We start from the raw sequence: 12,103 nt of genomic DNA on the forward strand, positions 1-12,103 counted from the left end.
CGCTGCCGCGTCCGGTGACACTGCCGCCCGACGGGCGAGCATCGGGTGGGCTGGGGCGTTGGCGACCCGCAGCGCCATCCGGACCATAAACATTCCTGATGGCCGGGCCTGCGAGGACGAATGGCCGGAGGGCATGGCGCCGACCGCTCCATCGGTTCTACGACATCGCGGTGGTCAACACGCCGCGACGTCACCTGATGTCAACCGATGTCACGGATGTCACTGATGGAAAGGACAGGAACATGGAGTTCCGAGACCGGAAGGCGCTCGTGACCGGGGGCGCGACCGGCATTGGTTTCGCGACGGCACGGTTGCTCGCCCGTGAGGGAGCCGAGGTCGTGATCGCCGGCCGGAGTGTGGAAGCCGGCGCCAAGGCCGCGGCCGTGCTCGGCGAGCACGGCGGCAGGGCACGTTTCCTCCAGGCCGACCTGCGGGATCCGGAGTCCGTGCGCAGGCTCGTCGAGGAGGCGAGCGACGTGGACGTGCTGGTGAACAATGCCGGAGCGTTCCCGTTCGCTCCCACGGCGGAGCAGGGCCTGGACGCGTTCCAGCAGCTTTTCGAGACGAATGTGCAAGGACCGTTCTTCCTCACCGCGGCGCTGGCGCAGAAGATGGCCGCCCGGGGCGGCGGCAGCATCGTCAACGTCACGACGATCGCCGCACAGCGCGGCATTCCCGGCACCGCCGCCTACGGCTCGACGAAGGCCGCGGTCGAGTCCCTGACCCGCACCTGGGCGGTCGAGTTCGGCGGCCCCGGGGTCCGGGTGAATGCCGTCGCGCCCGGTCACACGCGCACCCGGAACGTCGCCGGCATGATCGGCGAGGAGAGCTTCGAGCGCATCGGCGCCGAGGTGCCGCTCGGTCGGCTCGCCGCCCCCGAGGAGATCGCCGAGGCGATTCTTTTCCTGGCTTCTCCGCGGGCCAGTTACGTCACCGGAACCGTCCTCACCGTGGACGGCGGAGCGGTGGCCCTCACCTGACCCCCTTGTCTGCGGAGGCGGGCAACGAGCGGGCAACGAATCGACACCCCAGAGGAAAAATCATGGGACTTCTGAACGACAAAGTAGTGCTGGTCACTGGTGGAACATCGGGCATCGGCCGCGCCGCCGCCGTCCTGTTCGCCGAGGAAGGCGCCAAGGTGGCCATCACCGGCCGTCGCGCCGAGGTCGGCGAACAGGTGGTCGACGAGATCTCCAAGGCGGGAGGTGAGGCGCTGTTCATCCGGGCCGACGCAACCGACGTCGCCGGCGCCGGGGACGTGGTGCGTCGCACCGTCGCACACTTCGGCCGACTGGATGCGGCGTTCAACAACGCCGGTACCGCCATGGTCGGTCCGCTGACGGAGCTGGACGAGAAGACCTGGGACGTCCTGGTGGACGGCAACCTCAAGAGCACGTTCTTCTACCTCCAGGCGGAAGCGGCGCAGATGAAGCGCCAGAAGGAAGGCGGCTCGATCGTGCTGAACGGGTCCGTCTTCGCCGAGTTGGGGATCGAGGGCATCTCGATCTACAGCGCCAGCAAGGGCGGCGTCACCGCGCTCGCCCGCGCCGCCGCGGTCGAACTCGGCCCAGACGGCATCCGCGTCAACAGCGTCAACCCGACGGTGATCCGCACCCCTCTCACCGAAAACGGCATCACCAGGAACGAGGACGGCACTGAGTACCACCCACATGGCGAGAAGATCCCGCTGGGCCGGCTCGGTGAGCCCGAGGAAGTAGCCAACGCGACCCTCTTCCTACTGTCGGACCTCTCCTCCTACATCACCGGCCAGACACTGATGGTCGACGGCGGGCAAAGCGTCAACTGAACCGACCACAGCACTGCTGGAGTCGGCAGAAGCACGACGCATCGATCGGGACGTCCGCGAGTGCGGTGGCCACGGTGAGTTGCTGGGCGATGATGCGGGCTTCCCCCGTCTTGCCGAGCCGCACGAGGCATTCGTGGAAGCCGTGGAGTGCCCAGACGTTTCCCGGATGCTGTGAGGACCTGGGCAGCGTGTCGTCGAGTCCGAGGTCGGCCCGGTAGACGGCCTCGGCCTCCGCGACTCGGCCCTGTTCGAGCAGGAGTGCCCCGTAGGCGTGCCGGGTCGGCTGCATCCAGCCCCACGGTTCGTCATAGGGCAGGTGGTCGTCGAGTTCGATGGAGCGCCGCAGGGAGGCGAATGCGAGGTCGTACTCGCCCCTGCGGTACTCGAGTTCGCCGTCGAGCATGGCGGCGGCGATGGCCAGGATGTCCCGGCAGGTGTTGTTGAACAGCGTCCGCGTCTCGGGAACCCGTGCGACCGCGCGGCGGAACAGCTCGCGTTCGGCCTCGGCCTCGACGGTCGCCCCGGTGGCGGAGTACGCCACTCCGCGTGCGTAGTGCAGCATCGCCGTGGTGACGCAGTACAACTGTGGGTCGGAGGGCATCGGCAGCGCGAGGATCTCCTCCCACCGGCCGAACCGGATCAGTACGTGCACGCGCATGGCGAGGAACCCCTCCAGCCAGTCGGCCATGGGCGGGCTCTCCACACGTAGCAGATCCTCGGGGATGGACGCCTCCAGCTGCGCGGCCGTCTCCAGCGCCGTCCTGGACCGGCCGAGGAACATCGCACCGTAGATCTTGAAGTGATAGTCGTGCGAGCGGTACAGCGTGTAGAAGTTCATCGCGCCGGCCCGCCGCAGGTACTTCTCGTCGGCCTTGATCGCGGCACTGTTGGCCGACACGACCCGTCGGTAGTCGCCGCACAGCACGTCGAGGTGGGAGGGCATGTGCTGCAGGTGCCCCGCGTCCGGTACCAGTCCCGGCAGCCGGTCGGCGACGGTGAGGGCTTCCTCCGGCGTCGGAGACATCTCCATCAGATGGATGTACATGTGCAGGACGCCCGGGTGATCGGCGCCGGTCTCGGTCAGCAACGCGCGGTCGAGGACGGCCTTCGCCTCCAGCGTGCGCGCACCGGGGGCGGGCTCGCCGGTGCGCAGGTCCCACAGCTGCCACGGGGTGAGGTTCATCAGCGCGTCCGCGTAGAGCGTGGCGACATCAGGGTCGTCGGGCGCGAGTTCGTACACGGCACGCATGGCCTCGGCGTACGGCTCGTTCCAGACGGAGCAGTCCTCGACGGCGCGCGCGGCGGGATAGCGCTCGCGCAGCGCCTCGATGAGCGCGCGCTCGGTCGGTGTGGCCGTGCCGCACAGCGCGTGAGCCCGTTCGACGGCGGCGTGCGTCCGTTCCACCGTGCGCCGCAGATCGACGTCGTCGAAGAACTCCCAGGGCTTGTTGTAGTTGGGGCCCAGCGCGTATGCGACACCCCAGTACGCCATGGCGCAGTCGGGATCCGCGGCGGCCGCCGACTCGAAGCAGGTGACCGCCTCTTCGTGGTTGAACGCGTAACTCCACACCAGACCACGGTCGAACCAGCACTGTGCTTCCGGCGAACGGGTCGACACGGGCCGGGTCAAGGTCCCGAGGTCGAAGTAGTCCATGAGGATCTCCTGCAGAGGGATGCGGCTCGACGACACCGGCTTCTTCCTGCATACAACGGACGCGGACAGTCCCCTGGAGTCTATTTCGGAGATTCCACGTGTCCGCCGCCGCCGTCATCGCCGTGGCGGGGGCGGGGACAGCGGTGTCCCACGCCGAAGGTGCTCCTGCGGGCGCCCTCGCCGCCGATGCCGCGGCGTCCGTGCGTGCCGACTTCGACGGTGACGGATACACCGACGTCGCGATCGCCGCCCCCGGCGGTCCGCTCACGGCCGCCGACCTCGACGGTGACGGTTTCTCCGACCTGGTGGTCGGAGCCCCGGGCGAGGACATCGGCAGCGCGCGTGACGTCGGGCTGCAGACCGTCGTGTGGGGAGGGGCAGGCGGGCTCGCCACCGTCACCACGGTCGGACAGGGCCGGGCGGAGACCCGGGCCGGTCACTTCGACGGGGACGGGCACCTGGACCTGGCGACGGCCTATCAGATGCGGTACGGGCCCTTCAGGCGAAGCGGTGCAGCGGCCCGCACCGGCCCCCTCGTCGACCTCGACGTCCGTGTCTACGCCATGGAAGCGGGCGATGTGGACGGCGACGGCACCACCGACCTGGTGGTCAGCAGTGGTCCGTGGGACTCGGACGACGGAGGGACGATCCCGCCGCCCCGTCTGCGACTGCTGAAGGGGACTGGGAACGGTCTGGTGGCAGGGCCGTTCATCGCCTACCCCGACACCGTGTCCGCGGACAGCATCGCCCTCGGTGACATCGACGCCGACGGTCGGTCGGACGCCGTCTTCGGCCCCAGCACGCCGGCAGGGGCGGTCTCGTGGGCGTGGCGCGCGGCACGGCGAACGGGTTCGCGGCGCGAGCCACGCTGATCGGCCAGAACACCCGCGGAGTCCCCGGGGCGGGGGAGAGCGGCGACCGCTTCGGCACCGACGTCTCCGTCGGCGACATCACCGGGGACGGTTACGCCGATGTCGTCACCGGTGTCCCGGGCGAGGACCTCGCCGGCCGGACCGACGCCGGCACCTTCGCCGTTCTCAGGGGCGGTTCGACGGGTCTTTCCGGCACCAGGGTCCAGGTCATCAGCCAGAACACGGCCGGGGTGCCCGGTACGGCCGAGAACGGTGACCGGTTCGGCAGCCGTACCGCCGTCGTCGGCGGGCACGTCGCCGTCTCGGCACCGGAGGAGAACAGCGGCTCGGGAGCCGTGTGGGTCTTCCCCGGCACCGCCTCCGGTGTCACCGCGACCAGGTCGGTGAGCTGCGGACCGCGCACCCTGGCCGCGCCCGTGTCCGGCGCGCGCTTCGGTGCCGCCTTCCACCGCTGACGGCCGCCTCGCGGCGCACCGGGGAGGCCAGAAGGACGACGAACCGGGCAGGCTAGAAGGACTCGGAGTCGGGGATCACGTGCATCGCGGCCTCCTCGGCCGATGCGCCCGCCCCGTCGACGCCGACGTCGTAGGCAATCAGGTCCTTTTCGGTGTCCTCGTGAGCACCTTCGTCCGGCGCGATGAGGCGGCCCGCCCGCAGGTCGCCTACCTCGTCGTCGATGAGTTCCCCGTCGCCGTCCCAAAGGTCCCCGATACCGTCGCCGTCCTGGCCGGCGATATCCGGTACCTCCTCGGCAAGCCGCTCGTCCAGGCTCTCGCCTCGTTGCCGCTCCGCCGCCGTGACGCCGGTGTGCTCGACGCCCCAAGGCTTCTCCGGGGGCGAGTAGCCCTCGTCGAGAGCCTCGTCGATGCCGCGGTCGTCGAGGGTGTCCGAGACGTCCAGCAGTCCGGCGTCGTCCTGTACCTCCGACCCGTCCGGCTGGTAGACGTCATCACCCATCGCCTCGTAGGCCATGCGCGCTCCATTGTTGGGTGCTCCCTGCCAGGGATCTGACGGGAACACGGTTGTCCGGACCGGAGGGAACTCTCCTGGGCGGAGTGGGAACATCAGCCTAGGACCAGAGACCGAGGCGCGTCTGACTCTCCGCGCACCGGGTCTGTTCCCCCAACGCACCATTCCCAGAACTCCCATCCGCCACTCCCGGCTGCTCGCCGGGAGGACGCCCGGTCGGCAGAACACCTGGACGCCTCGCACTGGACGACTCACCACCAGGCCTGCGAGGCGGTCAACGCCTGGCAATTGCCGTGGCGCTGCGGCAGGTCGGCTTGGCAGGATGGGGGAGATGCCCGCTGAGTTCCCCTCCCTCGATCCCTCCGCCTGCCCTTCCTTCGATCACCGCTCCGCCGCCCGCGACGCTCTGCGCGGCGTGGCGGTGGGTGACGCCTTCGGCGCCCAGTTCTTCGTACCCGACAATCTCCCCGGCCTGCGGGAGCGGCGATTGCCTGCCGCGGAATGGCCGTGGACGGACGACACGGAGATGGCCTGCTCGGTCTTCGGCGTGCTGCGCCGACGCGGCAGCGTGGACCAGCACGAACTGGCGCACAGCTTCGCCCACAGGCACGACTTCGACCGGGGCTACGGTCCGGCGATGAACCGGCTGCTGCGCCTGGTACGCGAGGGCGGCAGGTGGCAGGAGCTGGCCGCGGAACTGTTCGACGGCCAGGGGTCGTGGGGCAATGGGGCCGCGATGCGGGTGGCGCCTTTGGGTGCTTGGTTCGCCGTGGATCTGGCTGAGGCGGCCGCGCAGGCCGGGCGGTCGGCGCGGGTGACGCACACCCATCCGGAGGCGGTGGCCGGGGCGGTCGCCGTGGCGGTGGGAACCGCGTGCGCCGCCCGCGGGCGCGCTCGGCCGGCGACCGGAGCCCAGTTGCTGGCGGCGGTGGAGGAGCTGACACCGGAGGGACGGATCCGGTCGGGGGTGGCCGAGGCGCGGCAGTTGCTGGGCCAGCCGCACGCCGAGTACGCGGCGCACCGGCTGGGCAACGGCCGGCGGGTGAGCGCGGCGGACACGGTGCCCTTCGCCCTGTGGTGCGCGGCCCGGCACCTGGACGACTTCGCGGAGGCGTTGTGGGCGTGCGCGTCGGTGGGCGGGGACGTCGACACCACCTGCGCGATCGTCGGCGGAATCGTCGCCGCTCGGGTGGGCACGGCGGGGATACCTGCCGCGTGGCGGGCTGCGTCGGAGGCGCTGCCGGAGTGGGTGCGCGAGGGCGAACCGGGTGAGGACCTCAGCCGCGCCGGGCTGGGTCGCGACGTGACGCCGCTGCGCCGCCCCGAGCCGGTCCCCGTGCCGGAGTTGGTGTGGACTCCGGGGCAGTGGCAGCGTGTCCGGCACGGTGTGCGGGCGCTGAGCATGGACGAGAAGTGGGACGCGTACCTGGAGGGTAACCAGCTGACGCTGCATCGCAGTTGGACCGGCCGTGCCATTTTCCGGGTGACCGTGGCCGAGGGCCCGGCCGGCCGGCGGCCGGTGGCCGCGCTGGTCGAGTCGGACCCGGAGCTGTACCGCCGCGGCGGCGACGAGACGGAGAGCGCCTTCCTCGAACTCTTCCTGCGTGCCTGGTACATGGACGACTCCCGGCCCGAACTGTGGAATCGCTACCAGGAGTTGCGCCGCACCGAGGAGGCGGCGGCCAAGGCCGAGAGGACCACCTGAGCGGCGAGCGGGCGCAGTCCCGCCGCCGCTTGCGTACGCCGGGTCCCGTGCCCGACGCGGTAGATGATCTACAAGGGATTGTTGGCGAACCCTTGCCGCCCTCTTACTGATCATGTCGCTTCCGCCGCGTACGGTTCCCGTAGCGGGGTGTCCCGTCGAGGATCTTCGAACAAGGGGAACGGATGACACCCAGTCGCCGGACAGTGCTGGCGGCCATCGCGGGAGGCGCCCTCGCCGGCTGTGCGGGCCCCCAGAGCACGGCCAACCGCAGCGCCTCCGTCACCGGTTCCTCCTCCACATCCGAGGCGATCGCAACCGGCACGAGTACCCCAGGCTCCAGCCCGTCGGCCACCGCGCCCTCCGCCACCGCGCCCAGCGCGTCCCGCGCCGTCACCCGCGCCGACATCGTGGCCCGCTTCGGGCACGCGGTGCCGCATACCTGGGGCTTCGACGCACCCGCCGTGGTCCACGCGTTGCCGACCGCCAGACGCGTGATCGCCCTGACCTTCGACGCCTGTGGCGGCCCGGGCGGCAGCGGCTACGACCGTGCGTTGATCGACTTCCTGCGTCGACGGGAGATACCCGCGACCTTGTTCATCAACTCCCGCTGGATCGACGCCAACCCCGCCATCTTCCGCCGGCTGGCCGCCGAGCCGCTGTTCGAGATCGCCAACCACGGCACCCGTCACCGCCCGCTGTCGGTCACCGGCCGCCCCGCCTACGGCATCCCTGGCACCCGCAGCGCCGCCGAGGTGTACGACGAGATCTCCGGCAACCGAACCAAGCTCACCCGGCTACTGGGCACGCCGCCACGCTTCTTCCGCTCCGGCACCGCCTACTGCGACGACGTCGCGGCACGGATCGTCACCGCCCTGGGAGAACGCTTCGTCAGCTTCTCGGTCAACGGCGACGGCGGCGCCACCTTCACCCCCGAACAGGTCCGTACGACGGTCGCCGCAGCCCCCGGCGGATCGATCGTCATCTGCCACATGAACCATCCCCGGGGTGGCACTGCCCGAGGCATCACTGCCGCCGTCCCCCAACTGCTGGCCACCGGCCACAGCTTCACCCGCCTTTCGGACGCCCTCCGCTGACGGCGCGTCCGGGCCGGGGCGGCGACTGTCGAGAGGCCCGGTTCATGCAGCGGTCGACTCGGTCGACGTGACGCGGTCGCCCTGGAGTCAGCGCGGCTCCAGCGTCGGCCACGCACGCGGGTACGGCACACGCAACGTCTCCGCCTCGACCGGGGTGTGCTCGGCGGGGGCGTGCAGGCGCCCGTCCCGAAGGATGACGGCGCCGCTGCGGAGCATCATGGCGATGAGCTCGGCGGCGAGTGCTTCGGGCGTGAGGCGCCCAGAAGGCGCGCGGCGTCGGTCAGCCAGGCCCGCGCGTGCAGGTACGGCTCGACCTCGTCGGTGGGGATTCCGCCGCGGATCATGAGGGCGAAGGCGAAGATCCGCCGGGCCCCGTACCAAATGGTTCCGTCGGGATCGTCGACGAGACGCCGCGCGCGGCGCAGCGCGGTGACGAAGGCCGCACCGGGGTCGGCGGGGATCGGCCCGTGCGAGGGGAGCAGCACGCGCGGGGCGAGGTCGGCCATGCGCTTCAGGGAGGCGAGAGCGGTGGCGGCCGCGTCGGGCCCGTCGAGGGCGAGGTTCACCCAGCCGACGTCGTAGTCCGAAAGCGCGTCCCCCACCACGAGGAGTCGCTCTTCCGGCTGCCACAGCGCGAGGTGTCCGGGTGTGTGCCCGGGGGTGCTGACCACTTCCCAGTCGGCTTCACCGAGGCGGAGGACCTGACCGTCGTCGAGCGCCATGTCGATGGTGTACGGGCTTACGGGCTGGTCGAGGTATTCCGCAGCGCAGCAGCCCGGGTCCCGGCGGGCGACGGCGTCCGCCTCCGGGGCACCGGCCGCGATGCCGGCGCCGCCCGCCTGCAGGAGGGCGTTGCCACCGACGTGGTCGGAGTGCCAATGGGTGTTCACGACCAGGCCGACGTCTCCGGCGTGGGCGCGGGCCCAGGCGGCCGTGTCCTCGGCGTGGCCGACGAATCCGCTGTCGACCAGGGCCGGTCGGCGTCCGTGGAGCAGAAGGAGGTTGGCATCGGGGAACGGCCTCTGCTGCCAGGTCACCCAGGACGGCAGTGGCTGCGGGCTCACCCTTCGGGCCTGTTCACGCGGATCAGCGTCTGCTGGCCGTTGGCGACGAGCGACCGCCGGCCGTCCTGGACGCCGAACACCTCCAACTGGCACACGGTCAGGGTGCGTCCGGACTTCAGGACCGTTCCGACCGCCTCGATGTGGTCGCCGACGGCGGGTGCCAGGAGATTGATCTTGTACTCGACCGTGAGCACGTCGGTGTTCTCCGGGAAGAGCGTGAACGCCGCGTAGCCGCCCGAGGTGTCCGCGATCGCGCTGGTGGCGCCGGCGTGGAAGTAGCCATGCTGCTGGGTCACTTCGGGCCGGCTCGGGAGGACGATGTGCACACGGCCCGGCGCGATCCACGGAGACCCGGTCGACGGATACTTCGCCGCCGCCTACGGCCACCACGGGAGGGTGGTCGGCGTACTCGGCTGGAACACCCCCCGCCAGGTACGCACGCTGCGTCGCCTGGTCGTCGAACGCGCGTCGTGGACGGCCTTCACGGTCGTAACCGCGCTCCGCCCGGCAACCGTGAACTGACCCCCGGTCGCACCACGGTGACGTCTGGCTAGCGGTGGGCGAGGCCGTCGATCATCAAGGCGAGGGTGAAGTCGAACCGGTCGTGGCCCGCGCCGGCGGTGAGCTCGGCCGCGTAGCGGGTGGTGTGAGGGAAGGCCTCGGCAGGCAGCGCGGTCAGTCGGCGCTGGAGCTCGTCGGTGTCGACGACCCAGTCCGCCTCGTTGTGGACCTTGCGCTGATTCAGGATGGAGATCTCCAGGCAGTAGGCGGCCACGTACAGCAAGAGGGCGTCGATGGCCCAGGCGGCGGCCTGCGGGGTGACGCCGCCGGCGATCAGGATCGCCAGCATTCCTTCGCTGACGCGCAGGGTCTCGAGGTCGGTGGGGGCCATGGCGAGCGCGGCGCGGGAGATTCCGGGGTATCTCAGATACTGGTCGCGCATCTGGATGCACACGCTGCGGATCTGCTCCCGCCAGGCTGCGGGGTCGGGCTCGGGTGGTACGAGCTCGGCGCACAGCCGCGCGATGAGCAGTTCGTCGAGGTCGGCCTTGTTGACCACGTGGGCGTAGAGCGAGGCGGGTCCGGTGTCGAGCGCGCCGGCCAGTCGGCGCATGGTCAGGGCCTCGTAGCCCTCTGTGGCGATCACCCCCAGCGCGGTGTCGATGACCTGGTCCACGGTGATCGGGGCCTTGCGGCGCCGCTGCCGGGGGGCGGCTTCGACCTCGGGATTCGGCAGTTGGTGGCGCGCCGCGCGTCGTTCTCTCGGGTTCACCCGACCACTATAACTTGACACGAACAGTGTTCGTTTGTAGAACACTGTTCGTGCATATCGATGTGAACCAGAATGTGGACGTGACCGTGGTCGGAGCCGGGCCGGTGGGCCTCGTGCTCGCCGCGGAGCTGGCGCTCTCCGGAGCGACGGTGCAGGTGCTCGAGCGATTGGCCGAGCCGGCCGTGGCGATGAAGGCGGGGTCGATCAACGTGCCGACGGCCGAGGCGCTGGACCGCCGCGGCCTGCTGTCTGCCGCCGAAAACGTGCAGCGAGAGGTGCTCGAGCGGGTGGGGTCGTTCGCTCGCGTGGCCGGCGACCAGCAGCCAGGAGGCGGCCAACGAGCGCGCGAGTCGCGGTTCACCGGGCATTTCGCGGGGATGGTCCTCGACGCCGGCCTCGTGGACTGGTCCGATGCCGACCTCGCCGCGCACGCCGCGGTCGACGGAGCGAGGATGGTGCCGCAGCGTGAGCTGGAGGAACTGCTGGCCGACCATGTCGCGCGACTCGGCGTACCGGTGCATCGCGGGGTGGAGGTCACCGCGCTCGAAGACACCGGCGACGGCGTCCTCGTCGGCACCACGGCCGGCACGGTGCGCACCGGGTGGCTGGTCGGGTGCGACGGCGGGCGCAGCACCGTACGCCGCCTCGCGGGCATCGACTTCCCCGGCACCGACCCTGAACTCACCGGGCACCTGGCGGTCGCCGACATCGCCGACCCGGAGAAGCTCGCGAACGGATGGGTGTGGTCCACCCGAGGGGCGTACCGCTACGGGCCCCAGCCCGGGCGGGTGGTCACCGTGGAGTTCGGTGCTCCCGCCGACCTCCCCCACACTCGGCTTCGCTCGCGCAGGGGGACCCCCGTGCCGCCGGTCACCCTTGAGGAGTTGCAGACCAGCCTGCGGCGGGTCTCGGGCACCGACGTCACGCTGACCGCGCTGCGCGGCGCCGCGACCCGCTGGACCGACAACGCCCGCCAGGCCGCGGCCTACCGGTCGGGACGGGTGCTGCTGGCCGGCGACGCCGCGCACGTACACTCGCCGTTCGGGGGTCAGGGGCTCAATCTCGGGGTCGGCGACGCGATGAACCTCGGTTGGAAGCTCGGGGCCGTGGTCGCCGGGTGGGCACCCGAAGGGCTGCTCGACACCTACGACGCCGAGCGCCGTCCCTTGGGCGCCTGGGTGCTGGACTGGACGCGGGCCCAGATCGGGGTGATGCGCGGGGACGCCAAGTCGGCCGCGCTCCGGGAGGTCGTCGCCGATCTGCTGAGCACCCGGGACGGTACGACCTACGCGGTCAAGAAGATCTCCGGTGTCACGCAGCGCATCGACCTGTCCGGCGACCATCCGCTGGTCGGCCGCTACGTCCCCGACCTGTGGCTGACGGACGGTTCCCGTCTGGCCGACCACGGTCACGGCGGCGGGTTCCTGCTGCTCGACCGCACTCCGGACGGCACCTTCGCCCGCCTCGCCGCGGCCTGGGCCGGGCGAGTGAGCAGCGTGACCGACGACCACGCGACGCCGACCGGGGTGTTGGTGCGCCCGGACGGGGTGGTCGCCTGGGCCTCCGACACCACCGACGTCGCCGCCGTCACCGGCCTCGAAACCGCCCTGCGTGGATGGGCCGGCGCGCCGTCGTCCTCACCCGAGCACGCGCCGATGGGCTGAA

The 12,103-nt window shown here is 71.0% G+C and carries 12 protein-coding genes and 2 pseudogenes; 8 read left to right on the top strand and 6 right to left on the bottom strand.

What is annotated here, in order from left to right; all coding sequences use genetic code 11:
- Window positions 1-242 precede the first annotated feature (242 nt).
- Window positions 243-980 carry an SDR family NAD(P)-dependent oxidoreductase gene (locus OG798_RS50930; RefSeq protein WP_328759646.1) on the top strand — a complete coding sequence of 246 codons (738 nt, stop codon included), beginning with the start codon at window positions 243-245 and terminating at the stop codon, window positions 978-980.
- A gap of 62 nt (window positions 981-1,042) precedes the next feature.
- The gene (locus tag OG798_RS50935; RefSeq protein WP_097228603.1) at window positions 1,043-1,807 is read left to right on the top strand and encodes an SDR family NAD(P)-dependent oxidoreductase; all 765 of its coding nucleotides are present in this window, start codon (window positions 1,043-1,045) and stop codon (window positions 1,805-1,807) included.
- On the opposite strand, the gene OG798_RS50940 is transcribed toward OG798_RS50935, so the two are convergent.
- The gene (locus OG798_RS50940) at window positions 1,800-3,461 is read right to left on the bottom strand and encodes a tetratricopeptide repeat protein (RefSeq protein ID WP_097228733.1); all 1,662 of its coding nucleotides are present in this window, start codon (window positions 3,459-3,461) and stop codon (window positions 1,800-1,802) included. The two genes, OG798_RS50935 and OG798_RS50940, sit on opposite strands and share 8 nt — an antisense overlap.
- Window positions 3,462-3,559: 98 nt before the next feature.
- Between OG798_RS50940 and OG798_RS50945 the strand changes: the two genes are divergently transcribed.
- Together OG798_RS50945 and OG798_RS50950 are read left to right on the top strand one after the other, a co-directional pair.
- Entirely contained in the window at window positions 3,560-4,333 is a 774-nt protein-coding gene (locus OG798_RS50945) for an FG-GAP-like repeat-containing protein (protein ID WP_328759647.1), read from the top strand.
- Window positions 4,282-4,788, top strand: coding sequence for an FG-GAP repeat protein (locus OG798_RS50950; RefSeq protein ID WP_328759648.1), 507 nt, complete (start codon window positions 4,282-4,284; stop codon window positions 4,786-4,788). Before OG798_RS50945 ends, OG798_RS50950 begins: the two co-directional genes overlap by 52 nt.
- Window positions 4,789-4,840: 52 nt before the next feature.
- Here the strand turns inward: OG798_RS50950 and OG798_RS50955 are convergent, their stop codons facing one another.
- On the bottom strand, window positions 4,841-5,305 hold the full coding sequence (locus OG798_RS50955) for a DUF5709 domain-containing protein (RefSeq protein WP_097228600.1): 465 nt from the start codon (window positions 5,303-5,305) through the stop codon (window positions 4,841-4,843).
- A gap of 328 nt (window positions 5,306-5,633) precedes the next feature.
- On the opposite strand from OG798_RS50955, the pseudogene OG798_RS50960 reads away from it, so the two are divergent.
- Both OG798_RS50960 and OG798_RS50965 read left to right on the top strand, forming a co-directional pair.
- Window positions 5,634-6,554 (top strand): annotated as a pseudogene (locus tag OG798_RS50960) (ADP-ribosylglycohydrolase family protein); the annotation flags it as partial.
- Between the two features lie 635 nt (window positions 6,555-7,189).
- Window positions 7,190-8,101 (top strand): polysaccharide deacetylase family protein, encoded by a 912-nt coding sequence (locus OG798_RS50965; protein ID WP_328759649.1) that lies wholly within the window; start codon window positions 7,190-7,192, stop codon window positions 8,099-8,101.
- 87 nt (window positions 8,102-8,188) lie between these two features.
- Here the strand turns inward: OG798_RS50965 and OG798_RS50970 are convergent, their stop codons facing one another.
- The 3 genes and pseudogenes from OG798_RS50970 to OG798_RS50980 all read right to left on the bottom strand — a co-directional run.
- Window positions 8,189-8,320 carry a hypothetical protein gene (locus OG798_RS50970; RefSeq protein ID WP_328759650.1) on the bottom strand — a complete coding sequence of 44 codons (132 nt, stop codon included), beginning with the start codon at window positions 8,318-8,320 and terminating at the stop codon, window positions 8,189-8,191.
- On the bottom strand, window positions 8,317-9,165 hold the full coding sequence (locus tag OG798_RS50975) for an MBL fold metallo-hydrolase (protein ID WP_328759651.1): 849 nt from the start codon (window positions 9,163-9,165) through the stop codon (window positions 8,317-8,319). Before OG798_RS50975 ends, OG798_RS50970 begins: the two co-directional genes overlap by 4 nt.
- Window positions 9,162-9,506 (bottom strand): annotated as a pseudogene (locus tag OG798_RS50980) (PaaI family thioesterase); the annotation flags it as partial. The gene OG798_RS50975 and the pseudogene OG798_RS50980, both read right to left, overlap by 4 nt.
- Here OG798_RS50980 and OG798_RS50985 point away from each other — a divergent pair.
- On the top strand, window positions 9,484-9,687 hold the full coding sequence (locus OG798_RS50985; RefSeq protein ID WP_328759652.1) for a hypothetical protein: 204 nt from the start codon (window positions 9,484-9,486) through the stop codon (window positions 9,685-9,687). The pseudogene OG798_RS50980 and the gene OG798_RS50985 sit on opposite strands and share 23 nt — an antisense overlap.
- A 28-nt stretch (window positions 9,688-9,715) precedes the next feature.
- Here OG798_RS50985 and OG798_RS50990 read toward each other — a convergent pair whose 3' ends face one another.
- A complete protein-coding gene (locus OG798_RS50990) occupies window positions 9,716-10,438 on the bottom strand; it encodes a TetR/AcrR family transcriptional regulator (RefSeq protein ID WP_121413482.1) in 723 nt (240 codons plus the stop codon).
- A 74-nt stretch (window positions 10,439-10,512) separates the two neighbouring features.
- Between OG798_RS50990 and OG798_RS50995 the strand changes: the two genes are divergently transcribed.
- Window positions 10,513-12,102 (top strand): FAD-dependent monooxygenase, encoded by a 1,590-nt coding sequence (locus OG798_RS50995; RefSeq protein ID WP_328760200.1) that lies wholly within the window; start codon window positions 10,513-10,515, stop codon window positions 12,100-12,102.
- Window position 12,103 lies beyond the last annotated feature (1 nt).

It is taken from the genome of Streptomyces sp. NBC_00271, from assembly GCF_036178845.1.
GTDB lineage: Bacteria > Actinomycetota > Actinomycetes > Streptomycetales > Streptomycetaceae > Streptomyces.